This window comes from Neobacillus driksii (genome assembly GCF_013409995.1).
GTDB classification, from domain to species: domain Bacteria; phylum Bacillota; class Bacilli; order Bacillales; family Cytobacillaceae; genus Neobacillus; species Neobacillus driksii.
Genome location: NZ_JACCBX010000021.1, coordinates 24,392 through 50,989 on the forward strand (window position 1 = coordinate 24,392; position 26,598 = coordinate 50,989).

A 26,598-nucleotide genomic window follows, 5' to 3' on the forward strand; every position below is an offset into this window, starting at 1 on the left:
CTGGAAAGTTCTATACACATTCGTAATATTTTTTCACAAACAGGAAAATTATACCACAAAAAAGGAATATTACCCCTGCTGATTTACACAGTTATACAGGATTTTCCTGACCCTTTTTTGCAGCTTGAAGCCCTTTAATCATCTCGAAAGCTATATTTAGCCAGTGTGCCGTTTCTGTACCCTTAATCTGAAGGGTCATTTTTAACTTCTGACCTTCCATTCCAAGCCCAATCATTCGTGGATATTTACTGCTGATCGCAAAGACCTTTTGTCCATCGATTGTGCTGCTCGCTCGTTCATTAACTAACATGGTTACTTCCTGTTTTGCTTGCTTAATGCTATCCACACCTGCTAGAAGCGCGTAAACCTTCATTTCTGCCACCTGGAATAGATAATCAACTTCTTCAGGATATTCACCAAAACGATCGATCATTTCTGCCTGAAGTTCTTCAATATCTTCCAGTGTTTGTAAGGCTCTAAAACGCTTATACATTTCAATTTTTTGATGGCCATCTTTAATGTAGGTATCAGGGATATAGGCATCTATCTCTAAATCAATTTCTACAGTCGCCTTTTGCTCTGCTTTCAAATCCCCTCTTCTTTCCTCAATAGCTTCTTTCAGCATTTGAGAATACAGATCAAATCCAACTGAATCAATGAATCCATGCTGCTGTGCCCCAAGTAAATTACCTGCGCCTCTAATCGATAAGTCGCGCATCGCAATTTTAAACCCAGAGCCAAGCTCAGTAAATTCCTTTATGGCCTGTAGGCGTTTTTCCGCTACCTCAGTCAATACCTTATCCTTGCGGTGCGTGAAATAAGCATATGCGACACGATTAGATCTTCCCACACGACCGCGAAGCTGATAAAGCTGTGATAGCCCCATTCGATCGGCATCATAGACAATCAACGTGTTCACATTAGGAATATCTACCCCGGTTTCAATGATAGTCGTGCTGACTAGTACATCAAACTCACCAGACAAAAAGCTAAGCATAACAGATTCCAATTCATTTTCTGACATCTGTCCATGGGCGAATGTTACCCTGGCATCTGGAACAAGCATCGATATTTCTTCGGATTTTCGTTCAATATCTTCCACTCTGTTATATAGAAAATATACTTGTCCGTCACGTGCCAGTTCCCTCTCGATCGCCTCTCTAACAAGCGATCCATTGTACTCCATTACATAGGTTTGAACTGGGAAACGGTTCTCTGGCGGTGTTTCAATAACCGATAAATCCCGAACACCGAGCATCGACATATGAAGTGTTCTCGGAATCGGTGTTGCCGTTAATGTTAAAACATCGATATTTGTTTTTAACCTTTTTATCTTTTCCTTGTGGGTTACCCCGAATCTTTGCTCTTCATCAATGATTAATAAACCTAAATCACGATAAATAATATCTTTTGAAAGGATACGATGTGTTCCAATTACGACATCGACTGTACCTGCTTTTAATCCTTTTATCGTTTCCGTTTGTTGCTTTTTAGAACGAAAGCGGCTTAACAGGCCAATGTTGATTGGATAATCTTGAAATCTTTCTCTCATTGTCTCAAAATGCTGCTGGGCCAAAATCGTTGTTGGTACAAGCAGTGCCACTTGTTTACCATCTGCAATGGCTTTAAATGCCGCTCGAATTGCGACCTCTGTTTTCCCATAACCAACATCACCACAAAGCAAACGGTCCATTGGTCTAGGTCGTTCCATATCCTTTTTAATCTCATGGATGGACCGAAGTTGATCTTCTGTTTCCTGGTACGCAAAAGCCGTTTCAAACTCTCTCTGCATATCCCCATCCGGAGAAAAGGCATAACCAACCGCTGCTTCGCGTTCTGCATAAAGCTTAATTAAATCGTCTGCAATGTCCTGAACGGAAGATTGAACTTTCTTTTTAACCTTTTTCCAATCACTGCCGCCAAGCTTGTATATTTTGGGCTCTTTTCCTTCTGAAGCGACATACTTCTGAACAAGGTCAATTTGTTCCACTGGAACATAAAGCTTATCTGTCCCATGATAGCGAATATGGAGATAATCCTTATGAACACCATTTATAACAAGGGTTTCAATTCCTAAGTATTTTCCGATCCCGTGATTAACATGGACGACATAATCCCCAACTTTAAGTTCAGAATAACTCTTGATTCTTTCTGCATTAGAAAGCTTTTGTCTGTTAGTAGACTTTTTGACCCGTTTCGTAAAAAGCTCTTCCTCTGTAATGACAGCAAGCTTTTGAATCGACAACTCAAACCCAGTTTGCAGGTTTCCCTTCATAATTTGAACTTTTCCAGGTAAGAGCTGCTGACCGCTCTTTGCGATTGAGGCCTCTATTTCATAATCCTCTAAAACTCGTTCTAATTTTTTTACTCTTTCATCGTCTGGTCCTAAAAAGAGGATCGAATAATTTCCTTTTTTCCATCTGTCAACTTCTGCCTTCAATAAGTGCATTTGTCCATGGAAATTTTGCATTTGTTTACAAGAAACATTGATAATATTTTGCGGACTCGTATTCGCAACATGGCGAAGAAACAAACTCATATAAAGAATCGGAAAGTCACTCTTATGAAGCAGCCCGGGTAAATCATGGGAAATAGCCAAATCATGAATAATTTGACCTTCACTAAGGAGTGCCGTATACCATTCTGCCTCTTCTTTTATTAATGACTCATTCATTTCTTGGACCCGGCTTATCTCATCAATAAATACCATTCCGTTAGAGGGAAGATAGTCTAGTAAACTAGTACCGCCATCGTATGCTAGTGAAAGATATTTAAAAACGTGATCTGGTTTGTGGCTATTTTTTAATTGTTCCAGCTCATAACTAATATTTTGTGAGAGCTGAATCTTTGCTTTATCGTCCTTTAATTTTCGCAGACTCTTAGCTAAACCATCTTCAAGGTTACCGATTAACCGGCTAAAGTTCTCTGCCTCAAAAAGAACCTCCGTAGCAGGCCCAATTAAAACTTCACCAGTTTTCTCGATGGAACGCTGGTCTTCTAAGGAAAAATAACGAATCGAATCAATCTCTGTATCAAATAACTCAATCCTGATAGGATTGCTGACTGTAAGCGGATAAATATCAATAATCCCGCCCCTTATACTAAACTCTCCAGGGGTTGAGACCATATCCACCCGAACATAGCCCATTTTAACAAAGGTAGTTAGTACCTCTGTAACATCAAGGTCATCACCTGTTTTATAAGACAACTGGTACTTCTTCCAGATGTTTTTTGGAGGAATGACTTTTCTTAGTCCAGCAATAGGAACAATCATAATACCTTTGTTTTTCTTACTGAAGTGATTTAAGGCTTCAATCCTTTGTGCCTTTAACTCTGGACTCGCTATACTCATCTCAGCTGCTATTAGTTCATTTGCTGGAAAAAGAAAAACTTCATCCTCACTTAATAGATTTACAATATCGTCATAGAGTTTTTGTGCTTGCAAGAGATTATGGGTAATAAATAGAATTGGTCTGTTCATCTGCTCGTAAATGGCAGCAGTCAGGACTGTTCTTGATGAGCCCGATAATCCAGCAATCAGCTGTTCTTTCAAGCCTTCTTGGACTCCAGATATGATAGAGTGAATATCTTCTTGGTCTAGAAATAGTGATTTTAAACCTTTCAAAAGTCCGTTCCTCCTCTCTCCTGAATCTTCTTCGTATTTTTAATTTGACATTAGTATTTTAAAAAATAGAAAAATGCTTTGGAGTGCTTCCAAAGCTGTTTAATGAATGAGGAAATCATATTGGTGATAATCTGGATTTCTTTCTAATGCTTCCTGACAATCCTCACATATAGCAGTTATGTGTATATTACCAGACACATCATACGCAACCATCTCTTGTCTTTCCTGCTCCGTTAATTTATGAAGCCCGAGTGTTTCGCTGTGTATCGATGATTGTTCAATGGAACCAATGTTTGTGCCACAATGACGGCAGTGATAATGAATGGCCATTAACAAGCCCTCCCTATTCTACTATTACTACTAGTATTTACGAAGAATAGCGAGTTTATTCAAAAGAAATGTGTTCTTTATTCTATGAAAGAAAGGGTTATCTAATGAATAATTTACTGATTAAATTCATTCATTACCTGTAAGAATGGCTTTTCTAACCAAGCCTTACAAGCTTCAGCACTCTTTTTTACAGCTTCCTTTGTTGTTGGAAGATCTTCTTCGCTGAAACGTCCCAACACGTAATCAGGTACCTTCATACCGTTTCTTGGCCGGTCGATTCCAATCCGTATTCTGTTAAATTCTTGGGTCCCAAGATGTGCCACAGTAGATTTTATTCCGTTATGCCCGCCAGCACTTCCTTTTTGACGAAGCCTGATTTTTCCGACTGGCAAGTCAAGATCATCATAGATGACCACAAAATCTTCTAACTCAATCTGGTAATAGTCCATGATTGCTCTAATGGATTCCCCAGAGAGATTCATATAAGTCAGCGGTTTTAATAAAACCACTTTTTCACCTTTATGAGAACCCATTCCAAATAGTCCTTTGAATTTTGATTGATTTAAAGGAATATCTAATTGATCCGCAAGCTCATCAATGACTTCAAATCCAATATTATGTCTTGTCTTATCATACTGTTTCCCAGGGTTTCCTAAACCAACTATTAATTTCATTCTTACCCTCTCTTTCGGCCCAGTCCACCTGTTAAATAATTTTCGGAGCATTATAATCTCTCCCACTTAATAATACGTCAATTTTACGACAAATGCGACAAAAGACGTAACCCTATTCAGGTTACGTCATATAAACACTATTCACCAACTGGATCTGTTTCTCTGCCTTCTTCATTATCAGGGTGGCCGCCTTCTTGCTGCTCACCTGCATTGATTTCCTCTTCTTGACGAGGAGGCAGAATGCTGGCAATTACCTCGTCTTCCTCATGATTAATCGTAAATGACCCTTGATAGAGGATATCGGAAACCTTCATTGTTTCGCCCACTTGCAGGTTACTTATATCCAATTCAATTTGCTGTGGAATTTCTGATGGAGTAGAGGTAATCGATAATTCATGAACAGACTGCTGAAGAACACCGCCATCCTTTACCCCAGCCGCCTCGCCAGTTAGGACAAGTCTCACCGTTACGTTTATCTTAGAGGATTTATCAACTGCTAGAAAATCAACATGGATGATTTCCTTTTTAATAAAATCCTCTTGATAGTCAGTTAACACTACATCATGCTTATCGCCGTCTATATCAAGTGAAATAACTCCATTCCTGCCTACGTTTCGAATGGTTTTTGTTAAATCAGCAGAGCTTACAGAAACAGGTTTACTATCAAGCTTCCGCCCATATATTACAGCAGGAATGTTACCAGTTTCTCTTATCCTTCTTAACTCCGAACTACGCAGTTCCTTACGTTCCTTTGCTTGTAAAACTGTACTCATGAGTTTAGTCACCTTCCTAGTTTTGTTCTAACTGTCTCTATAAAAATTCCCCAAAACAGGAAGGTCTAAACCATTTTTTTAAATAAAAAGCGGAAGCGCCTTGTCCAGCCCCGACAGGCATAAGACGAGCCGGCAGGAAGGTTGTTCTTTAACCTTCTTGACGGATTGGCTTATGACCCCGAGGGGCTAGGCGCTGGAGCTGGATTCAAAAAATAAAGAATCAATCAAATAAAGTACTTACAGATTGCTCTTCATGTACGCGGATAATTGCTTCGCCCATTAAAGGTGCTACTGAAAGCTGAATGATTTTATCTGTCTTTTTCTCTTCTGGCATAGCGATAGAGTTTGTAATAACTAATTCTTTAATTTTTGAATTTTGAATTCTATCCATGGCTGGTCCAGATAAAACAGGGTGTGTACAGCAAGCATATACTTCTTTTGCACCATTCTCCACGAGCGCATTTGCAGCAAGTGTGATAGTTCCTGCTGTGTCAATGATGTCATCAATTAAGATTGCAATTTTTCCTTCGATATTCCCGACAATATTCATTACCTCTGCAACATTCGGCCGTGGACGACGTTTGTCAATAATCGCAATCGGTGCTTTTAATCGTTCAGCTAACTTCCGGGCTCTTGTTACACCGCCATGGTCAGGAGAAACGATAACGATGTCACCGTTAAATTCTCTTTTTAAAAAGTAATCGGCTAAGATCGGTACGCCCATTAAATGATCTGTTGGAATTTCAAAGAAGCCTTGAATCTGTGGTGCATGTAAGTCTAAGCAGATTACACGAGACGCACCTGCAGTTTCAAGAAGGTTTGCTACTAATTTAGCGGTAATCGGCTCACGAGCACGTGCTTTACGGTCCTGACGCGCATAGCCATAGTATGGCATAACAATATTAATCGTCTTAGCAGAGGCTCTTTTCAAAGCGTCTATCATGATTAGTAATTCCATGATGTTTTCATTAACAGGTGAGCTTGTCGATTGAATGACATATACATCACAGCCACGGATACTCTCTTCGATATTAATTTGAATTTCTCCATCGCTAAATCTTGTGACAGAGCTTTTTCCTAATTCAACACCAATAACCTTGGCAATCTCTCTCGCTAAAGGTAGATTTGAATTTAGACTAAATACCTTTAAGTTTGGATCTAAGTATTGATTTGACATAATGCCCTCCAATATTCTTGCTTATTTTTTCTTATTAAGCTTCTCGACATAGTTTTCCTTATTTACCTGCTGTGCACGTGCAATCGATAATGCATTTCCAGGAACATCCTTCGTAATCGTTGAACCTGCAGCTACATACGCTCCTTTGCCAACAGTAACAGGCGCAACAAGATTAGAGTTACAGCCAATAAAGACTCCATCCTCAATCCTCGTTAAGAACTTATTTTTACCATCATAATTAACCGTTATCGATCCACAACCGATATTAACATCACTGCCAACCTCAGCATCACCAATATAGCTCAGATGAGAAGCTTTACTTCCTTTTCCGAAAACCGCCTTCTTAATCTCAACAAAGTTGCCAATCTTCACTTCATCATGAATGTCGGAATCTGGTCTAATATGTGCAAATGGACCTATATTAACAAGAGACCCAATCGAACTATTATAGGCGGCAGATTGGCGGATTACCGTTTCATCTCCTACCTCACATGTATCAATTTCGGAGTTTGGCCCGATTTGACAGTCAGATCCAATTCGCGTCTTGCCTTTTAAGATTGTACCCGGAAGAATAATTGTATCCTGGCCAATTACAACATCTGATTCAATGTATGTATTCCGAGGGTCGATAATCGTGACTCCATTACGCATATGGCCTTCATTTATTCGGCTGCGCATAATTCTTTCCGCTTCTGCTAATGCAACTCTATCATTAACGCCTAACGTTTCTTCAAGATCTGTGGTTTGAAAAGCAGTAACAACTTCACCTTGATTTTTTAGGATTTCTACTACGTCCGGCAGGTAAAACTCGCCTTGAACATTGTCATTTGAAACCTTTTTCAGTGCTTCAAACAAAGCAGCATTATCAAAACAATAGGTACCTGTATTAATTTCATTTATTTCACGCTCTGTCTCAGTTGCATCTTTATGCTCAACAATTTTTTCTACAAAGCCATTTTCATTTCGAATAATCCGTCCATATCCTGTCGGGTCATCAATTCTTGCTGTAAGAATTGTAGCCTTTGCAGATACTTCCTCATGATGTTTAAATAAAGACTCCATCGTTTCAGCTTTAATTAGAGGTGTATCACCACAAACTACAATGGTAACCCCTTCTTTACCTTCTAAACTCTGCTGCGCCTGCATTACAGCATGCGCTGTTCCAAGCTGCTCTTCTTGAAGGGCATAGTGACTTTCTTCCCCTAATTGAGCCTTTACCAATTCAGCTCCATGACCAATCACGGTAACCAATTCTTGAATATTTAGCATTTTCACTTGGTCCACAACATGTTGGACCATCGGCTTCCCACATACAGGATGTAAGACTTTATATAGCTTTGACTTCATCCGGGTGCCTTGTCCTGCGGCCAAAATCACAGCATAACGATTAGACATGAACAGTCCTCCAATTTACCTTTTTATCCATTAAAAATATTAACGTAATTAGTCAGTCATTTCAAGGAATGTAAGAAAAGTGTCCGAATTTGTTATTTTGAAAAAATTAGAAGGAAACAATTGGAGGATGTTGGGGGACAAATAAAAAAAGAGCACTACTTTGTAGTAGGCTCTAGTTGAATACTACTTTCTAGGAAGCTCCTGCTTCTTCAAATTCTACTTCTAATTCACCTAAGCGGTGGTACTCAGCCAAGACAGCTTCTTGAATCTTACCACGCGTCCCAGAGTTGATTGGATGCGCAATATCACGAAATTCTCCGTCTGGAGTACGTTTACTTGGCATAGCCACAAATAAACCATTGTTGCCGTCGATAACGCGGATGTCGTGAACAACGAATTCATTGTCTAATGTAATTGATGCAATCGCTCTCATTCGGCCATCCGTGTTAACACGGCGTAATCTTACGTCTGTTACTTCCATGTGCTCACACCCTTTTCTTATGTTAAAAAGCTAGTGTTATTAATTCAACATGGTTTCTAGTAAATCCTTCTTAATCTATTAAATATTTTAAAAATATTTAAGACAAAATGGTGAACATTTTTAAAAGTCTGATTTTTATGTGTTAAAAAAAGGTGATTATAGAATAAAATAAAAACGCTCGATTATTTCACGAGCGCAATGACCTCAATTTCAACCAATGCATCTTTAGGTAATCTTGCTACCTCTACACAAGAACGCGCCGGTTTATTCGTTGAGAAATATTCACCATATACTTCATTAATTACTGCAAAGTCATCCATACTTTTAATAAAAACAGTAGCCTTTACAACTGTCTCAAATGAAGCGCCTGCAGCTGTAAGGACCGCTTCCAAATTTTTAAAAACCTGATGAGTCTGTTCTTTTATACCGCCCTCTATCATAACTCCCTCTGCTGTCAACGGAATTTGACCAGAACTGTAAAAAAGATTATTTACGATGATTCCTTGGGAATAGGGCCCAATCGCAGCAGGCGCTTGGTTGGTTTGTACAACTTTCATACTTATTCCTCCGTTCTTCTCTTGAAATAGTTTCCTTCTGTAACCTGAATCCTCTTTTCCTTTACATCAACATCGGTCAATTTAACTAGTGATTTGTATTCATCAACGAGTCGTTCTTCAATTTTTTCAGCTTCAACCAAAACGGCAATACCAGCGACGGTAGCATTAAATTCTTCTAGTAAGCTGATCATTCCCATCACTGTTCCGCCTGCTTTCATAAAGTCATCGACTACCAAGACCCTAGAGCCTTGAGCCAAACTCCTTTTTGAAAGAACCATCGTTTGAATTCTTTTTGCTGACCCAGATACATAATTAATGCTGACCGTTGGACCTTCTGTTACTTTACTATCTCGTCTAACGATTACAACAGGCGTATTTAGCTGGCTTGCGACAGCATAAGCAAGGGGTATCCCCTTTGTAGCTACTGTCATGACCACATCGATTTTAGTATTCACATAGGCAGAAGCAATAATCCGTCCAGCCTTTTGGACAACGGATGGATCACCCAAAATATCGGTTAAATACAAGTATCCCCCTGGTAAAAGGCGGTCAGGGTGGGCAATTAACGAACATAACTCATTCACAAAAGGTCTTGCCTCTTCATCACTTACACTTACAAAAAATTTAACTCCGCCCGCTGCACCAGGTACAGTTTGCAGCGTTCCGATACCTCTTTGTTCGAAGGTCTCCTTAACTATGGCTAAGTCTTCACTGATAGAAGATTTCGCAGAAGAATAACGTTCAGCAAAGAAGGTAAGCGGTACCAACTGGCGCGGATGGTCTAGTAAATAGCTCGTCATATCGATCAATCGTTCACTGCGGCGAAACTTCATAGCAATCCTCCAAAAAAGACGAATATTCTATAAATAGGATATCATTAATGTACGTTTTTAATCAAGGGTATGTCGTTCACCGAGCATCCGGACAGCAAATACTTGGTCACAAAACCCTCTGAGCCCATTATAAATCCTGTGCATTCTTGAATCATGTTGGACAATTCCAAAGACAGTTGGTCCGCTTCCGCTCATCAAAACGGCATCGGCACCAAAACGCTTCATTTGCTCCTTGATTTGCGCTACCTCTGGATGAAGTTTTAATGTAACATCTTCTAGGACATTTCCGACATTTTCACATACACTTTGATAGTCATTGTTTTTTATTGCTTTTACCATTTCGTCAATTTCGGGGTGCTTCATCCCATTTAAATCCAACCGGCGATAAACTTCCGCTGTCGAGACTCCAATAAACGGTTTTGCTAAAATGACCCAGCACGTGGGCGGAGCTGGAAGGTCTGTAATCATTTCACCTCTGCCCTTCGCCAAGGCCGTGCCGCCATACACACAAAATGATACATCCGAGCCTATTTCTGAACCAATCTCAGCTAATTCGTCCAATGTTAATCCGAGTCCCCATAGTTTATTTAGACCCCTTAGGGTTGCCGCGGCATCACTGCTGCCCCCAGCCAGTCCAGCCGCAACAGGAATTGTTTTTTCAATTGTTATTTGGACCCCTTTTTTTACTTGATAGCGGTCCTTTAACAATTGTGCTGCTTGAAAAGCCAAGTTTCTTTGGTCATCAGGAACATATCGGTTATGGGAGAGAATATGTATTTTATCCTGTTCTAATAATGTTAGTTCAACACGATCCGCCAAATCAATCGTTGTCATGATCATCTCAACTTCATGAAAACCATCCGGACGCTTATATAAAACATCCAGGGATAGATTAATTTTAGCCGGTGCTTTTACTAAAAGCTTCAATATGCACACCTACACTTCTATCGTTCATATATTTTTTCCTATTTTACCATAAAACTACTGATAGGAAAAAAAGTCTATGAATAATATTTAAAGACCAGGGTTTTCATCCTCCCTGGTCTCGCCGTGGTGCCTGTTTTGTTTAAATATTGAGAAGCTAATACCTGACTAAAATTGTGGCTGTTACCGCCCTAATTTTAAGAATTCCTGTTGTTTTTCATCAGCTGTTCGGAAGCCAATTCAACGGCTCTTTTCACCATGTTGCCTGCGTCCTTAGCCCGGATGCCGCCCCATCCCTCTTTTTGAACGACATCATAAAAGCCCAGGTCTTTTGCAAGTTCTTCTTTAAATTGGCTAGACATGATTCCTCTTCTTCTTGCCATCTAAACAACCCCTTTTATAACACTCACGGCACTATTAGTATGTTATTTAAAATTCTTTTTTATTTTATGCAAAGCAAAAGGCAGAAAATCGGATGATTTTCTGCCCTAAAAATTGCCCTATATTCTAACTTAAAGCTATGTTTCCTGCTGCGTCTTCGTAGAAGGTTATTTGAACCGTTTCAGTAAGTACATCTGCATAGCTGTATGAAACTCGTTCAAATGAATTCTCTTCTTGATCTAACTCGATTACAAAAACCGAAGGGTACGTTTCGGCTAATACGCCTGATCGTTCGATTGTCTTTCTACGTCCTCCGTTTGCCTTGAGCAACAATCTTTTCCCTAAATTTGAATCAAGAGCCTTTTTAATATCGGCTAAGGTTTTTGGCATTCGGTCCACCTCACTGTGTAAAGTATATCACACTGACATAGTCCCTGTCAAATAAAAACATAAAATTATATCAGTCCGACAAAAAGATTGTCAATATGTTTTCTTCTACTTTTTCTCCTAATTTTCAACAATCATTATAGTTTCCTTAACAAGGGCGGATTATGTGCATATAAAAAAATAAGCCTTTATTTTTTTCCAAAAGGCTTAGGATTCTTCTTCCTGGACAGGATTATAAGGCATTCCTGTTCGTAAGACGCCTTTCGTTTCAATGCCTCCCAGTCCTTTTTCTCCTGTAAGTGTGTTTCTTAGTACATCCCAAACATTGATACTTTCCATAAATGGCGTGAAGCTAATTTTTGCAACGATATAAACAGGGTCTAAAGCATGTATATTGATTCGTGATGGGGAACTAGCGAAATTTGCTCCTGCATGTATCAAGGATTCAAAGTGAGACTGACATGCCCCTGCAAAAATGACGAGTTGATCTAAGTGTGGTATCTTTCTGCGTGCTTCCTTAACGGTTTGGACAAAATGCTTCGAGTGGCGGTATGCATTAATATCTGTTATTTTTCCCTTCGACTTTGAGTAGGCATCATGGCCAGTAATGACTAAAATATCAGGACGGTATTGATCAATTAATCCGCCAATTTTATTTGGCATTTCCTTTTCGTTACAATGAATGCCATAGACAGGAATACCAATTTTTTCGTATAAAGTCATGCACTTTTGTAAGTAATCAGGATCTCCATCCAAGTGAAGAACCCTTCCTGGCATTTGAAAATAATTGGCTGGCTGAACATAACCGCCGGTCGCTTCATAATCCTGCCTTTGCTTTAGTAAATCCACTTCCTGTGCAAATAAACGGAAGGATTGCTCTTCAAGGGTTTTATATTCCTGTACTATTTTTGACCTTACATTAGGGTTAATCACTACTAAATCGTCGTAAGGTGCATCTGCCATCAAACGAATATCCTCACCATATAGGATTACAAATTTCTGGCCATTTAATGTTTGAATATCAATAACCCGGAATAGAATATCACAGTTATAGGACCGTCTGCCGACAATATCCATCATCTTTATATTCACTGCTGTCACTCCAATTAGACCAGCGTATAGGCCTTCCAAATAAAGTTTCTCTGTGATAGGCTATGCAACTACACACCATGATGTGAATGGACTACCTTTAGAAAAAAGATGGATCCTTTTATAGATATTGTTGCTTCTTGTACTAATCAGATAGATAGTTTATGGGAGCTGTTCGAATAAGGGGTTCATTTTTTCGATTTGTCCTCAAGATCCTCGATTAAGGACTAATCCTCCTGGCAGCTTTTGCGATTAGTCCTCAAGAACCCCGTTTGAGGACTAATCCTCCTGACAACTCCTGCGATTTGTCCTCAAGAACCCCGTTTGAGGACTAATCCTCCTGACAGTTCTTGTCATTTGTCCTCAAGACCCCCGTTTGAGGACTAATCCTCCTGACAGCTCTTGCGATTAGTTCTCAACACCTTCGATTGAGGACTAATCTTCCTGACGACTCTTGCGATTTGTCCTCAAGACCCCCGATTGAAGACTAATCCTCCTGACAGCTTTTGCGATTTGTCCTCAAGACCCTCGATTAAAGACTAATCCTCCTGACAGCTCTTGCGATTTGTCCTCAAGACCCTCGATTAAAGACTAATCCTCCTAACAGATCTTATGATTTGTCCTCAAAACCCTCAATTAAAAGACTTATCTTTACGATCATATTCAACCCGTCCAGGAAGCCGCAAAAAAAAATAGACCAAATAGGTCTATTGGAAATAAGTAAGCAATTCGTCACTTAACCGGCCGAATTCCTCAACAGATAGTGTTTCCCCTCTTCTTGTCGGCTCAATACCAGCTGCGTTTAGTGCACCTATGATTTCTTCCTTCTTTTGTTTTCCATCCGGGAGCTGGCTGGTTAAATTATTTAGCAGCGTTTTTCTTCTTTGGGCAAAACTTGCCCGTGTAATTTGAAAAAAGAACTTTTCATCCTTTACGATAACAGCTGGTTCTTCCCTTCTTGTTAAGCGAATGACAGCAGAATCTACATTTGGCTGCGGGACGAAGACTGTTTTTGGAACAATCATAACCGTCTCAGCCTTTGTATAGTACTGTACAGCGATAGAAAGGGACCCGTACTCCTTTGTCCCCGGTTTTGCTGAAATGCGATCTGCGACCTCTTTTTGAAGCATACACACGATACCTCGTATTGGGATTTGATCCTCCAACAGTTTCATAATAATCGGAGTCGTCACGTAATAAGGAAGATTCGCCACAACCATCAAATCATCGGTCTGAGTAAATTCTGTATCTATGACTTCCTGAACATCTGCCTCCAGTATATCTTTATGTATCACTTTTACATTTTCATATGGTGAAAGTGTGTCCGCCAATATCGGTAATAATCTTTGGTCGATTTCAAATGCAACAACTTTTTTACTCCTGCGTGCAAGCTGTTCTGTCAGAGCTCCAATGCCGGGGCCTATTTCAATCGCACCTGAATTTTCACCCATATCGGCGAAATCAACAATTCTATGTAAGATATTGGTATCTATTAAAAAGTTCTGACCCAGACTTTTCTTAAAAGAAAAGCCGTATTTTTCAAGTATCGCTCGTGTTCGAATTGGGGTAGCAATATCTTTATTCATTTTCTTCCTCCTGTATGACCAGTGCAAGGGCATCTGCAAATTCCTTCTTGCTGATTTGGAACATCATTAACCTTTTATGTAATTGTTTCCCATTGGTATAACCGATTTTCAAAAATTTTCCCAACAAGATCCTCCGTTCCTTTGAACCTGTCCCACCAATCAGTCCTGCCACAATTAAATCTTCTTGTGTAATTTGCTCTTGGATAGTCTCTGACATGGTTTGTGCGTCTCTTAACGCGTTCCTTATGGCATCTAGAGGGGCATGTTCCACACCAAGACCTTTTCCGTTTTTTGCAATAGCAACTTCTTTTGGTAAAAAGGCATGCTTTGCGCCCGGTACTTTTTCTGCGATTGTTTTCCTGATTTTCTCACCTGGAAAGTCGGGATCTGTAAAGATAATAACCCCTCTTGTTTCTTGTGCTCTTTTTATTTTTTCAATGGTATCTTCATTAATTGCAGAACCATTGGTTTCAATTGTATCTGCGTCAACTGCTCGTTTGATTGTGGTGGTATCGTCTTTTCCTTCCACCACAATGAATTCCTTAATCTTCATTATTTCCTCCGCACATGAATGATAAAAAGATAAAATAAATTGAAAAATAAATGAAACATTTTTGTAATGTCCATCGTCTATATTAGCAAATGCATTCATATTATTTAATAAATAACCTAATGTATCCAATGATGTAAGTATAAAGAATATTAGAGAAAAAGCAAAATGCAGAGGCTAAATTAAACCTCTGCAATGGCAAGCTTATTGTAATATCTTAATCTTTACCTTTCGGACTCCCCAGCGGAAAGCCTCGGCCTTTGTTGGGAAAAAAACATCAATCTTGTGCCCCTTTATGGCACCGCCAGTATCAGCTGCTACAGCATAACCGTACCCTTCCACATAAACCTTGGTTCCTAATGGAATAACTCGCGGGTCAACGGCAATTACCTTTGCACCTGGGTTCGCACGCAGATCAAATCCCGTAGCTGTTCTTCCTGAACAGCCGTTACAATATGCCGTATAGGCAGTAGTATTCACATAAAACTCAGTACCAGTTTCTGCTCCACGGGAAACTTGAATATCTAATTCCTTCGTTCCGACAGCCACAACTTTATCGAGTTTTTCTCTTAGTTTCTGCTCACCAATTATTTTTCTTGAAACTTCTTTACCATTTTCCAAGATGACTTCATATTCTTTCGAAACAATTCCCTGTTTACCTTCTGTAACAGTTACTTGTTTTCCCTTTTCTAAGCCCTCATCCTTCTTGGTGATAACGGCAAATTGAATTGGTTCTTCCACTACATCGGTGACTTTTTCTACGCGAATGACATTAATAACGCCATCCTTTTGCAATGTCTCTGATAATGACGGTTCAACTCGGTCAAATTCATTAAGTTTAATACCCTGTTGTGTTAAAAAGTCAGCGACCGTAGCCGAAGTGGACCATACCTGTTGCTCTTTCCCACCGTCAACTAGTGTAAGATGAAGAGCTAATTTGATGCGAATATCCATCTTGCTTTTGATCTTTTCCTCCGGTTTTGGAGAAATTTCATCCTGTTCGTTCAATACAATTTGTTGCTCTTTTAGTAGCTCAGCGACTGTACCTGCTGTTGTCCATATCGTTTTTTTCTCGTTGTCTTGGACAATTTGAACCTGCTTTGCTTGTTTCCAGACAATGTTTTGATTGTCTTTCACCTTGGCGTTAGCCGAAGGTGACAAGTAGTCTTTTGAGTTGAGTGGTATTTCCAGTTGAGCGAATACTTCCTTAACTGTATTGGCATGCGTTTTTATTACTTTTTGCTGTCCGTTAAGAGTCAGTGCAACGGTATACTTAGATCCTTCATAGTATGAAAAACCAAGAAGTGCTGCTAAAACTACAAAACTAGCAAAAGCGATCGCCAACCTTTTACTACTCAAAGACTTGGAAAACAGGTTTTTCATGTTTTTGAATACGATGAAAAACGCCTCCTTCTCTCGGAGAGATTATTGAGAACCATGCTGTCGGCTGTCAACCCTTGCATTTGTTGTGAACGTATTTCCTATTATGCATATAGTTGGGAAATTTGCAAAGGGAAACTTATCGACACGGTTATCCTATGAGGAAAAGGAGACGTGTAGAACTTTAAGTTATAGTAAAAAATTCGGACAAGCTTCTATATACTTCGACACGCTTGTCTATCAGTTTATGTCGAATATTTTTTTTGCGTTAGCAGTTGTTATTACTGCCACTTCTTCAAAGGATATCCCTTTAATCTCAGCGATTTGCTCTGCAACTAACTTTACATATCCTGGTTCATTGCGTTTTCCACGATACGGATGAGGAGCAAGATACGGACAATCGGTCTCAATCAGCAGTTTTTCTATTGGAACCACCGCTGCCACTTCCTTGGGTTTTTTGGCATTTTTAAATGTAACGGGACCTCCAAGTGAAATGTAAAAATTCATTTTTAGACATTCTACTGCAACCTCAGGACTTCCACTAAAGCAATGCATGATTCCCCCGACTTCAGCTGCTCCCTCCTCCTGTAGAATTTCTACGATGTCAGCGGTTGCCTCCCGATTATGAATGACGATTGGAAGTTTGACTCTTTTAGCCAACTGAATTTGCTTTCGAAATACCTCTTTTTGAATATCCTTTGGAGATTTGTCCCAATGGTAGTCTAGCCCCATTTCCCCTATCGCTACTACTTTTGGATGAGAGGCAAGCTCTTCTATCCATAGCAAATCATCATCAGTCATATCAATCGCATCAACAGGGTGCCAGCCAACGCATGCGTAAATAAAATCGTATTTCTCAGCAAGCTCCATTGCCCTTTTTATAGTTGGTCTGTCAAAACCAACACAAACCATTTTTGATACTCCGGACTCTTGAGCCCTTATGATTACTTCTTCTAAGTCTTCCTCAAATTGTTCTGCATTTAAATGGACATGCGTGTCAAATAGCATAAGTCAAACTCCTTTGTTGAATTTCATCACTATTTCCTGTCGAACCTATAAAGAAAAAATGGAAATGCCACGAAATTTGTTTCACGTGGAACATTTCCATTCAAAAATCTACTTTACTTTCGAACCGTTCGGTAATGTTTGGTCAACTGTGGCTAACGATAAAGAGCCGTCTTTCGAACCAGCCAGTATCATTCCTTGTGATAATTCACCACGCAGTTTCACCGGCTTTAGGTTTGTAATACAAATTACTTTTCTGCCAACTAGCTCCTCAGGCTTATAATATTGGGCAATTCCAGAGACCACTTGACGCTTTTCATAGCCTAAATCCAATTGAAGCTTTAAAAGCTTATCTGCCTTTTTAACTGGTTCAGCTTGAATAACTTCTGCTACTCTTAAATCAATTTTCATAAAATCGTCTATAGCAATTTCTGCAATTTCTTCCGGTTTTTCTTCCTGTTTAATTTCTTGTTTTTCTTCCACCACAGGAGTTGAACCTCCCATTTTGCCACGAATAAATTCAACCTCGTCTGCAATTTCAAGACGTGGGAACAATGGATTTCCTTTTGTGACCTTTGTTCCATTTGGAATAGTACCAAAGGAAGCTAGACTCTCCCATGTTTTAAGTTCCTCATCCTGAATGCCAAGTTGTTGAAAAATACCACTAGGTGTCACAGTCAAGAAAGGCTGAAGTAGAATAGCTGTTCTTCTTAAAGATTCAGCTAAATGTACCATTACACTAGCCAGTTCGTCTTTTCGTTCTTCTGATTTTGCCAAGGTCCATGGCTGTGTTTCATCTATATACTTATTGGTACGACTTACCAATTGCCAAATCGATGTTAATGCCACTGAAAACTCCATTTTCTCCATTGCTTCCTCGTATTTAGCGACTGTTTCACGATTTATTTGAAGTAACGCTTCATCGAATTCACCCGTAGAACCAGTATACGAAGGAACAACACCATTGAAATATTTCTCAATCATTGCCACTGTTCGATTTAATAGGTTGCCAAGGTCATTAGCTAAATCGAAATTGATTCGTTCAACAAATCCCTCTGGTGTAAATACCCCGTCAGCACCAAATGGCACTTCTCGGAGTAAATAATAACGAAGGGCGTCTAGACCATAGCGGTCAATTAATGTAACAGGATCCACTACATTTCCTTTTGATTTGGACATTTTTCCGTCTTTCATTAAAAGCCAGCCATGAGCAAAAACCTTTTTAGGAAGTGGCAGATCTAAAGCCATTAACATGATCGGCCAATAAATCGTATGGAAACGAACAATTTCTTTCCCAACAAGGTGAACATCTGCAGGCCAGTAATTTAAATATTTACTATCATTATCTGTTCCATAGCCAAGGGCTGTGATGTAGTTTGATAACGCGTCAATCCAAACATAAATGACGTGCTTCGGATTTCCAGGTACTTTTACTCCCCAATCAAAGGTCGTTCTAGAAACTGCTAAATCCTCTAAACCAGGCTTGATAAAATTGTTTATCATTTCATTTTTACGTGATTCCGGCTGGATAAACTCTGGATTTTCTTCATAGTATTGAAGCAATCGATCGACATATTTACTCATTTTAAAGAAGTAGGATTCTTCTTTAACTATCTCTACGCCTCTGCCACAATCAGGGCAATTTCCTTCAACTAACTGGCGGTCTGTATAAAAGGACTCGCACGGAGTACAATACCATCCCTCATACTTATCCAGGTAGATATCCCCTTGTTCAAGTAGTCTAGCAAAAATCTTTTCGACAACTTGCTTATGTCTCTCTTCCGTTGTTCGAATAAAGTCATCATAAGAAATATCAAGCTTTTTCCATAAATCCTTAATTCCATCAACAATTTCATCCACATACTGCTGCGGGGATATCCCCTTTTCCTCCGCTTTGCGCTGTATCTTTTGCCCGTGCTCGTCTGTTCCTGTTAAATACATTACATCAAATCCGCGCATCCTTTTATAGCGTGCCATTGCATCTCCAGCTACAGTAGTATAAGCATGGCCAATATGTAAATTTCCGCTCGGATAATAAATCGGAGTGGTGAGATAAAAGGTTTTTAATTTTTCTTGCATTTGATACCCTCCTAGTAGTAAACAATCGACATTTCTATTAAAACATTATTACCTTTTTTCATCCTCTTATATCATCAAAATATACCCAAAAATCAATAAATGTGCAATAAAGCCTAAAAATAAGCTTTAGATTTATTTTACCATTTTTCTTATCTCCCCCCAAAAAAATGGAACCTCAGTCGAAACTTATATTATTAAAATAGAAGATTATTGTAGTTTTTTGTCGAATTTTACAACGGTGTTAAGAATGTAATTTTAAAAAAACAATAATGTTAAAAACCCTTTTCACCTGAATGACCATTCATTATAGATTGATATATCAACATTCCTATGAAATGATAATATTTGCCATTATTTTTCACCATAAAATAATTGACGGAAATGGGAATGGCTGGTATCATAAATTTATAAAAATAATGTCGAATAATGACGAATTGATAGAGAAATAAATTAATAGGTTAAATACGAGAGGAGCTATTAAAATGAAATCTACAGGTATTGTCCGTAAAGTTGATGAATTAGGTCGTGTAGTTATTCCTATCGAATTGAGAAGAACACTTGGTATCGCTGAAAAAGACGCACTTGAAATCTACGTTGATGATGAGCGCATTATCTTAAAGAAATACAAGCCTAATATGACTTGCCAAGTTACTGGTGAAGTTTCTGATGACAACTTAGCACTTGCTGGCGGAAAGTTAATCCTTAGCCGTGAAGGTGCCGAACAGTTAGTAAATGAGATCAAAAGCCAATTTGAATTAGTAAAATAATATAAATGAAGCTTCTCCTAAATCAGGAGAAGCTTTTTTATATTATTGGTCGATATGGTAGGCCTGATATACTTCACGTTTGTTTATGCTGCGATCTTTCGCCGTCTGTTTAATTGCCTCTTTTGACGAAATATCTTTTACATTTATGTAGTGATTTACATGTTCTTCAATCGACAAGGTTTCCCACCAGGAACTTTCTTCTTCCTTTAGTGTATTTTCATCCGCACCTTCAATAATCAAACAAAATTCCCCGCGAATTTCATCCTGATGTACCCACTCCAATAACTCAGATAAGTTTCCTCTTATAAATTCCTCGAATTTTTTGGTTAATTCCCTACAAATAGCCGCTTTACGATTACCGAGAATTTCATACATTACGGTTAATGTTTCCTTCAGTCGATGAGGCGACTCATAGAAAACAAGAGTTCCTGTTTGCCTCTTTAAACACTCTAACTCTGTCCTCTTTTCCTTTTTACTTCGGTTTAAGAATCCATAAAAATAAAAGGGCTGACAGGTAAGTCCTGAGGCAATTAATGCTGGCAGTGCTGCATTAGCTCCTGGTAACGGCACCACCGTTACTTTCTCACTTATCGCCGCCTCTACAAGCTCATATCCTGGGTCTGAAATAGCCGGCATACCAGCATCACTCACCAAAGCAATTTTCAACCCTTCCTTAATTTTATGGATAAGCTTTTCTCCGCTTGATTCTTTATTATGTTCATGATAACTGACAACTGGAGTTTGAATTTCAAAGTAATTGCATAACTTCTTTGTATTTCTTGTATCCTCTGCTGCAATCAAATCTGCTTCCTTTAATATCCTTACAGCACGAAAGCTCATGTCCTCAAGGTTGCCAATTGGTGTTGGGACAAGATACAGTATTCCTTTTTGCGCCTCATTTTCAAAGCTCTTTTGCTGCCACATTTAAACAACCCCTTATTTTTCTCCATATAAAATCTTTCTGACTTCTGCTGTATATTCCCCCAGTTCATTATAAACAAATAAAGGTGGGAGTATTTTTAAATCAGGACTACCATCCTTGATCGCTTCAATTAGTAATGTATTTGCCTCTTTTCCCTGCTTTGGATAGACAAACTGAATGCGCTTCGGTTCAAGGCGATACTGCCGCATGACCGTAATGATATCCATCAGCCTTCCTGGACGATGAACAAACGCCACCTTCCCGCCCTGTCTCACCAATTGGCTTGAAGCCTTTACAGCGTCTTCAAGAGTACACAGGATCTCATGACGGGCAATCGCTAAATGTTCATTCGGATTTATCTCTTCTTTTGATGGTGTTAGAAAATAGGGAGGATTGCAGGTAACTACATCATATTTTCCATACCCCAATTGTTTTGGCATTTCTTTTATATCACCATGAATCATCTGAAGGCGTTCCTGAAGATTGTTATATTCAATACTTCTGACTGCCATGTCATAAAGACGTTCTTGTATCTCTACACCGATAATATTCCCCTTTGTACGAGCGCTTAAAAATAATGGAATAACACCATTTCCACTGCAAAGATCAATAATATTCCCTCTTTGTATCGGGACATACACAAATCGAGCGAGTAAAACCGCATCGAGCGAAAAAGCAAAAACTGACGGACTTTGGATAACCCTTAGATTCTCAGCAAGCAAGTAATCCAGCCGTTCATCACCCTTTAACATAACCATCCTATACACCTCTAAATATTATGTAAAAAAATAAGGTTGACCTGTGTCAACCTCTTGATGTTATTTCTTATTAAGAAAGGAGAGACAAAATAAGCAATCGCCTTCCTTACGTAAGCTTCCAAAATGAAGATTACAAATGTGAAATCCTTCTTGGTATAGACGAGCAAGATTATCATAACCTTCTCCGATATCTAAAGTCCGATCTCCGGCAGATACACGAGAAGTTGTCCCTTTTTTAACTTTCTCATCCTTTTTTTCTTTGTCCGTGGTTACATCTAAACGGCGTCTTAGATGTTCGTTTTCTAGCTTTAAATAGTGATTCTCTTCTAGTATTTCGGCTAAATGCTGCTTTAATTCCCCGAGCTGTTGGTAAAGATGGCCAATTTGTGTTTCCATATTACTTACTGATTCAAATATCTCTTTTTTATCCACGTCGCACACCTCTTAATCTGTGGATTGTATAGACAAGGCACCTTCTTTAATGATTTCGTCCAATGTATACTCCAGAACTCGATCCTGTTCCTTTAGTTCCACCTGAAGTACCCGCTCTAATATATTTAATCCTACCACTTTTCCTCGACCTTGAGGAGTTTCAATCATTTCACCCAAATCCGGAAGTTGTTCCTTAGCAGCTTCATATTCATCATTTTCATATTTTAGACAGCACATAAGTCTACCGCATAAACCGGATATCTTAGTAGGATTCAATGAGAGATTTTGGTCCTTCGCCATCTTAATGGACACAGGATCAAAATCACCTAAAAATGTGGAACAACATAGCATCCTTCCACATGGGCCAATTCCTCCAAGCATTTTTGCTTCGTCCCTGACACCGATTTGGCGCAATTCGATTCTTGTCCGAAAAATGGACGCTAAATCTTTTACTAGCTCACGAAAATCTACTCTTCCGTCAGCAGTAAAATAGAAAATTATTTTATTTCGGTCAAATGTATATTCAACATCGACTAGTTTCATATCTAATTGATGTCCATTTACTTTTTCATTACAAACATCATATGCTTCCTGGGCAGCTTGTTTATTTTCTTCAACAATCATTCGATCCTTGTGATCTGCAATTCTCACTACCTTTTTTAAAGGTAAAACGACATCATGGTCTTCAACCTGTTTACGTGGAACCACGGCCCTGCCATATTCTACGCCGCGCACCGTTTCGACAATTACAAAGTCGTCCTTTTGAATTGAGAGGTCTCCAGGATCAAAATAATAGATTTTACCCGCTTTTTTAAAGCGTACTCCTACAACATCATACAAATGAAGATCCCTCCTGCAAATTCAACACAAGCTCTTCCATCATTAGCTGCGGATTCATATTAGCCGCAAGCTTCCTTTTTGCCTCGAGAATAGCCGACATTTGATCCGATAACCGCCGTCCGGATGTTTCAAGAGCGTACTGTCTTAACCGTTCACTTTCAGCTTTAAAGACGATTTGCTCCTGTTTATCTAGTTGTATATATAATAAATCCTTAAAAATAAGAAGTAAAAGATCTAAACCACGATTAATCTGTTCTTTCTCTTTAAAGTGTGAGAACCAATCTCCTTGAAGAGTTACCATTGCTTCTAAAGGATTTTTTCTCAACACCTCATATAATTTTAACACTATTTTTTGAGCTTGTGCAAACCAATCATCGACATTTAATTCATAAGCCTCATCAAGGTTATTTGTCAGCTGTGCTAATAAGGGCGCTTTCATTGGATTTACGCCGTTTTCAGTCAGTTGATTAATCATCGCTAATGGAGATAATGGTTTAAATGATAAAATTTGGCACCGTGAAAGGATGGTTGGCAGCAATTGTTGTGGCTGCTCTGATAATAGAAAGGCTGTTGTTTGTGAGTTGGGTTCCTCTAGAAACTTTAACAAACTATTTGCTGCACTCACACTCATTTTATCAGCATCACTAATCATATAAACCTTTCTAGACGATTCCACACCTTTTTTCGAGAACTCCTCCTGGAGATCTTGAATCTGTTGTTTCTTAATCGATAACCCATCAGGCTCAACCTTATGGACATCTGGGTGATTACCACTATTAATACGGCGGCAATTATGACAGTTCTCACATGGTTTAAATCCTTCTATTAAAGAATCACAAAATAATGCTTTTGTGATTAATAAGGTAATTTCTTTTTTTCCAGTCCCTCTGATTCCTTCAAGTAAGTAGGCGTGGGCGACTCGCTGTTTCAACAAACTGTTCTTTAACATTTTTAGCACGGCAGGCTGAAGCTCTTCTAGTTGATCCCATGTTTTTACCAAGTTCATCACCCACTTAGATTTAAGTTAGATTTAAAAATGCATAAATTGTTCGATTGGAAGTACAAAGACTGTGGCTCCGCCAACTTCCACTTCAACTGGATAAGGTACAAAAGAGTCTGCATTTCCTCCCATTGGGGAAACTGGTGCAACTAATTGGTCCCGAGCTCTACAGTTATCTTTTATGATTTGCAAGGCTCGATCTACACGAATATCTTCTGTTCCAATCATAAAGGTGGTGTTGCCAGATTTCAAAAAGCCGCCTGTAGTGGCAAGCTTTGTCGCTCTAAAATTATTATCAACCAGCGCTTTTGATAACCGATTGCTATCCTGGTCCTGAACAACAGCGATGATAAGTTTCATCTCTACCAACCCCTTCGTCAACATTCATATATCTTTCCTATATTATAACAGGTATTTGTCCTCGTTACATTGATATTCGACAGAGGTTGTATTCGAAAGTTGTCTGAAATTTTATTATGGGCTGCCTAGCAAAATTAACTTATATGTCTTATATGCAAAAAAGCTGACCCATTTTAAGTCAGCTTTTTTCTCAACACCAATCAACCTTTTACAGATCCTGCTGCAATACCTTCTACAATACGATCACTTAAAATAAAGTATGCTATTAATACCGGGATAATACTAATCATCAATGTCGCACCTATTGCGCCCCAATCCGTCAAATACTGTCCTACGAAGTTGTTTACCCCAACAGTAATGGTTTTCCATTTGTCTGAGCTTAGGAATGTATTAACGAATACGAATTCGTTCCAGTTATAAATCATGTTGATGATGACAGTGGTCGAAAGCACTGGTACTGTCATCGGAAGTGTAATTTGGAAGAAAATCCGGTGGATCGAACAGCCATCCACAACGGCTGCTTCTTCAATCTCCCGTGGAATGGTTTTGTAAAATCCTGTTAAAATCATAATCGTAATCGGCAAGTTAAATGCTACATACGATAAGATAACGGACATTGGATTATCAATCATATTTGCTGTTTTAAAGAAATTAAATAATGGTATTAAGGTTGAATGAAGCGGGATCATATATCCAGCCATAAACAAGCCTAGGACCAATCCACTTAACTTCCATTCCATTCTCGTAATAGCAAATGTTACAAAGCTGGCAAGGATAACAGTAATTACAACTGCAGCCACCGTGTACAACACACTATTAAAGAAGTAAACATCGATATGACCTGCTGTCCAGGCCTTCGCGTAGTTGCCCCACTGTGGATCTTGCGGGAGCGCAAACGGGGACATCCCGAAAACTTCCTGATTTGTTTTTAAGGAGAACAGGAATAACCATATGAGCGGGTACACCTGTATGATTGCAATTACTCCTAGGATAAAATAAAGAATTCCATATCCAATTTTGTTTCCTAGTGTTTTACTCGTTTTATAAGAAGCTGATAGGGTCGTTTTTTGTGTTTCTAGTGCAACTCTACTCATCCTTTTCACTCCCCTTTTTAATAGTCGACATCTTTTGTATTAAGTAACTTTTGAATTACCCATGTTGCAACAATACAAATGACCAATAAACCGAATCCAATAGCGCTTCCGTAACCGAAGTTATACTTACTGAACGCTTCTGTATACATGTATGATGCCATAACCTCAGAGGCTCCGTTAGGTCCGCCGCCAGTTAAGACGAAGATCAAGTCAAAGTACTTTAACGAACCGACAATCGCCAGGATGACCATGACTTTGATTACACCTGCGATTAAAGGAACCTTAATTTTATAAGCAATTTGAATGGAAGTGGCTCCATCAATTTTTGCAGCCTCAATCAATTCTTCCGGAACATTTTTTAATGCTGCATAGAAAATAATGATATAGAAACCTGCATATTGCCATACGATTGGAAAGAAGAGCGCATATAATACGATATTAGAATCCGCTAACCATAGCGGAGGATTGTCAACGCCAATCAACACTAGTATTCTGTTAAGCATACCGTTCGTAGGGTCAAAAATTTTCGCCCAAAGCTGTCCGATAGCGACAGAAGATAATAACATTGGGATTAAGTAAATTTTTCTTAAAAAGTTAGCACCTTTGATCTTACTCGCTAATATCAGCGATAAAATCAAATAACCTACCAAGCTTAAAGTGGAAAAAAGACCTAGTAAAAGGGAATGCCATGCACTTTGCCAAAACTTTGTGTCCTTTGCTAATTCAATGTAATTCTCTAAACCGATGAATTTCATCTTACCGATGCCGTTCCAGTCCATTAGACCGTAATATCCAGTTAAGACAATCGGGATATAGATTAATAGCAGAATAAGAAGTAACGATGGAAGTACGTAAAGGCTGATTACCCATTTGTTTGACATTACACTTTTCATGTTTATACTCCCTTCTTATTTGGAAGGCTGTGTTAAACTAGGCTGTTGATTTGCGCTCCACTAAGGAAAGCTTCTTTGAATACTCACCGCAGGGACAGGCGGTCTTTGCCTGTCACGAGGCGCTATGCTTTCCGCGGGCTCGCCCGTGAGCCTCCTCGGTCGTTCCGACCTGCGGGGTCTAACTCAGCTCGTGCATCCCGCAGGAGTCAAGCGCCTTCCGCTCCAATCAACAGGTTTTAAAGTCAACAGTCTCCTTTAACACAGCCATTTGAAAAAGCGGCTAAAATGATAGAGGGCATAACCTGT

At 39.1% G+C, this 26,598-nt stretch carries 27 protein-coding genes; 1 reads left to right on the forward strand and 26 read right to left on the reverse strand.

All coding sequences use genetic code 11. The annotated features are described in order from the left end of the window. Positions 1–91: 91 nt before the first annotated feature. From mfd to metG, 18 genes are all read right to left on the reverse strand, one after another. Positions 92–3,625, reverse strand: coding sequence for a transcription-repair coupling factor (gene mfd, locus F4694_RS29935; protein ID WP_179603561.1), 3,534 nt, complete (start codon positions 3,623–3,625; stop codon positions 92–94). Between the two features lie 99 nt (positions 3,626–3,724). Further along, positions 3,725–3,955: an anti-sigma-F factor Fin family protein gene (locus F4694_RS29940; protein WP_179603562.1), complete on the reverse strand. Its 231-nt coding sequence runs from the start codon at positions 3,953–3,955 to the stop codon at positions 3,725–3,727. A 113-nt stretch (positions 3,956–4,068) separates the two neighbouring features. Beyond that, positions 4,069–4,629 (reverse strand): aminoacyl-tRNA hydrolase, encoded by a 561-nt coding sequence (gene pth / locus F4694_RS29945; RefSeq protein WP_179603563.1) that lies wholly within the window; start codon positions 4,627–4,629, stop codon positions 4,069–4,071. Positions 4,630–4,766: 137 nt separating this feature from the next. Continuing rightward, complete coding sequence (locus tag F4694_RS29950; RefSeq protein WP_179603564.1) at positions 4,767–5,402, reverse strand: 50S ribosomal protein L25/general stress protein Ctc; 636 nt, start codon at positions 5,400–5,402, stop codon at positions 4,767–4,769. A 220-nt stretch (positions 5,403–5,622) separates the two neighbouring features. Next, a complete protein-coding gene (locus F4694_RS29955) occupies positions 5,623–6,579 on the reverse strand; it encodes a ribose-phosphate diphosphokinase (protein ID WP_179603565.1) in 957 nt (318 codons plus the stop codon). A 21-nt stretch (positions 6,580–6,600) separates the two neighbouring features. After that, positions 6,601–7,974 carry a bifunctional UDP-N-acetylglucosamine diphosphorylase/glucosamine-1-phosphate N-acetyltransferase GlmU gene (gene glmU, locus F4694_RS29960; RefSeq protein ID WP_179603566.1) on the reverse strand — a complete coding sequence of 458 codons (1,374 nt, stop codon included), beginning with the start codon at positions 7,972–7,974 and terminating at the stop codon, positions 6,601–6,603. A 190-nt stretch (positions 7,975–8,164) separates the two neighbouring features. After that, positions 8,165–8,455, reverse strand: coding sequence for a septation regulator SpoVG (spoVG, locus tag F4694_RS29965; protein WP_003347151.1), 291 nt, complete (start codon positions 8,453–8,455; stop codon positions 8,165–8,167). A gap of 182 nt (positions 8,456–8,637) precedes the next feature. Next, complete coding sequence (gene ridA, locus F4694_RS29970; RefSeq protein ID WP_179603567.1) at positions 8,638–9,012, reverse strand: 2-iminobutanoate/2-iminopropanoate deaminase; 375 nt, start codon at positions 9,010–9,012, stop codon at positions 8,638–8,640. 2 nt (positions 9,013–9,014) lie between these two features. Then, complete coding sequence (gene purR, locus F4694_RS29975; RefSeq protein WP_179603568.1) at positions 9,015–9,845, reverse strand: pur operon repressor; 831 nt, start codon at positions 9,843–9,845, stop codon at positions 9,015–9,017. Positions 9,846–9,902: 57 nt separating this feature from the next. Beyond that, on the reverse strand, positions 9,903–10,772 hold the full coding sequence (gene ispE / locus F4694_RS29980) for a 4-(cytidine 5'-diphospho)-2-C-methyl-D-erythritol kinase (protein ID WP_179603569.1): 870 nt from the start codon (positions 10,770–10,772) through the stop codon (positions 9,903–9,905). 194 nt (positions 10,773–10,966) lie between these two features. After that, positions 10,967–11,152, reverse strand: coding sequence for a small, acid-soluble spore protein, alpha/beta type (locus F4694_RS29985; protein ID WP_179603570.1), 186 nt, complete (start codon positions 11,150–11,152; stop codon positions 10,967–10,969). A 124-nt stretch (positions 11,153–11,276) separates the two neighbouring features. Next, positions 11,277–11,540 (reverse strand): biofilm formation stimulator Veg, encoded by a 264-nt coding sequence (veg, locus tag F4694_RS29990; RefSeq protein ID WP_132097037.1) that lies wholly within the window; start codon positions 11,538–11,540, stop codon positions 11,277–11,279. A gap of 204 nt (positions 11,541–11,744) precedes the next feature. Continuing rightward, positions 11,745–12,629, reverse strand: coding sequence for a sporulation peptidase YabG (gene yabG / locus F4694_RS29995; RefSeq protein WP_179603571.1), 885 nt, complete (start codon positions 12,627–12,629; stop codon positions 11,745–11,747). Between the two features lie 704 nt (positions 12,630–13,333). Next, the gene (gene rsmA / locus F4694_RS30000) at positions 13,334–14,212 is read right to left on the reverse strand and encodes a 16S rRNA (adenine(1518)-N(6)/adenine(1519)-N(6))-dimethyltransferase RsmA (protein WP_179603572.1); all 879 of its coding nucleotides are present in this window, start codon (positions 14,210–14,212) and stop codon (positions 13,334–13,336) included. Further along, positions 14,205–14,765 (reverse strand): ribonuclease M5, encoded by a 561-nt coding sequence (rnmV, locus tag F4694_RS30005; protein WP_179603573.1) that lies wholly within the window; start codon positions 14,763–14,765, stop codon positions 14,205–14,207. The genes rsmA and rnmV overlap by 8 nt, the downstream gene beginning before the upstream one ends. A gap of 201 nt (positions 14,766–14,966) precedes the next feature. Beyond that, entirely contained in the window at positions 14,967–16,145 is a 1,179-nt protein-coding gene (locus tag F4694_RS30010; protein WP_179603574.1) for a G5 and 3D domain-containing protein, read from the reverse strand. A gap of 237 nt (positions 16,146–16,382) precedes the next feature. Then, entirely contained in the window at positions 16,383–17,150 is a 768-nt protein-coding gene (locus F4694_RS30015; RefSeq protein WP_179603575.1) for a TatD family hydrolase, read from the reverse strand. A 108-nt stretch (positions 17,151–17,258) separates the two neighbouring features. Next, the gene (gene metG, locus F4694_RS30020; protein WP_179603576.1) at positions 17,259–19,226 is read right to left on the reverse strand and encodes a methionine--tRNA ligase; all 1,968 of its coding nucleotides are present in this window, start codon (positions 19,224–19,226) and stop codon (positions 17,259–17,261) included. Positions 19,227–19,702: 476 nt separating this feature from the next. Between metG and F4694_RS30025 the strand changes: the two genes are divergently transcribed. After that, positions 19,703–19,993 (forward strand): AbrB/MazE/SpoVT family DNA-binding domain-containing protein, encoded by a 291-nt coding sequence (locus F4694_RS30025; protein WP_174524443.1) that lies wholly within the window; start codon positions 19,703–19,705, stop codon positions 19,991–19,993. A 42-nt stretch (positions 19,994–20,035) separates the two neighbouring features. On the opposite strand, the gene rsmI is transcribed toward F4694_RS30025, so the two are convergent. The 8 genes from rsmI to F4694_RS30065 form a co-directional block, all read right to left on the reverse strand. Then, a complete protein-coding gene (gene rsmI / locus F4694_RS30030; RefSeq protein ID WP_179603577.1) occupies positions 20,036–20,917 on the reverse strand; it encodes a 16S rRNA (cytidine(1402)-2'-O)-methyltransferase in 882 nt (293 codons plus the stop codon). 12 nt (positions 20,918–20,929) lie between these two features. Further along, positions 20,930–21,673 carry a tRNA1(Val) (adenine(37)-N6)-methyltransferase gene (locus F4694_RS30035; protein ID WP_179603578.1) on the reverse strand — a complete coding sequence of 248 codons (744 nt, stop codon included), beginning with the start codon at positions 21,671–21,673 and terminating at the stop codon, positions 20,930–20,932. A gap of 60 nt (positions 21,674–21,733) precedes the next feature. After that, positions 21,734–22,105 (reverse strand): DNA replication initiation control protein YabA, encoded by a 372-nt coding sequence (gene yabA / locus F4694_RS30040; RefSeq protein WP_179603579.1) that lies wholly within the window; start codon positions 22,103–22,105, stop codon positions 21,734–21,736. A 12-nt stretch (positions 22,106–22,117) separates the two neighbouring features. Beyond that, positions 22,118–22,945: a PSP1 domain-containing protein gene (locus tag F4694_RS30045; RefSeq protein WP_179603580.1), complete on the reverse strand. Its 828-nt coding sequence runs from the start codon at positions 22,943–22,945 to the stop codon at positions 22,118–22,120. Further along, positions 22,938–23,945 carry a DNA polymerase III subunit delta' gene (gene holB, locus F4694_RS30050; protein WP_179603581.1) on the reverse strand — a complete coding sequence of 336 codons (1,008 nt, stop codon included), beginning with the start codon at positions 23,943–23,945 and terminating at the stop codon, positions 22,938–22,940. Before holB ends, F4694_RS30045 begins: the two co-directional genes overlap by 8 nt. A gap of 30 nt (positions 23,946–23,975) precedes the next feature. Next, positions 23,976–24,305 carry a cyclic-di-AMP receptor gene (locus F4694_RS30055; protein WP_179603582.1) on the reverse strand — a complete coding sequence of 110 codons (330 nt, stop codon included), beginning with the start codon at positions 24,303–24,305 and terminating at the stop codon, positions 23,976–23,978. Between the two features lie 200 nt (positions 24,306–24,505). Next, the gene (locus F4694_RS30060) at positions 24,506–25,399 is read right to left on the reverse strand and encodes a carbohydrate ABC transporter permease (RefSeq protein WP_179603583.1); all 894 of its coding nucleotides are present in this window, start codon (positions 25,397–25,399) and stop codon (positions 24,506–24,508) included. Between the two features lie 17 nt (positions 25,400–25,416). Beyond that, a complete protein-coding gene (locus F4694_RS30065) occupies positions 25,417–26,292 on the reverse strand; it encodes a carbohydrate ABC transporter permease (protein ID WP_179603584.1) in 876 nt (291 codons plus the stop codon). Between the last annotated feature and the right edge of the window lie 306 nt (positions 26,293–26,598).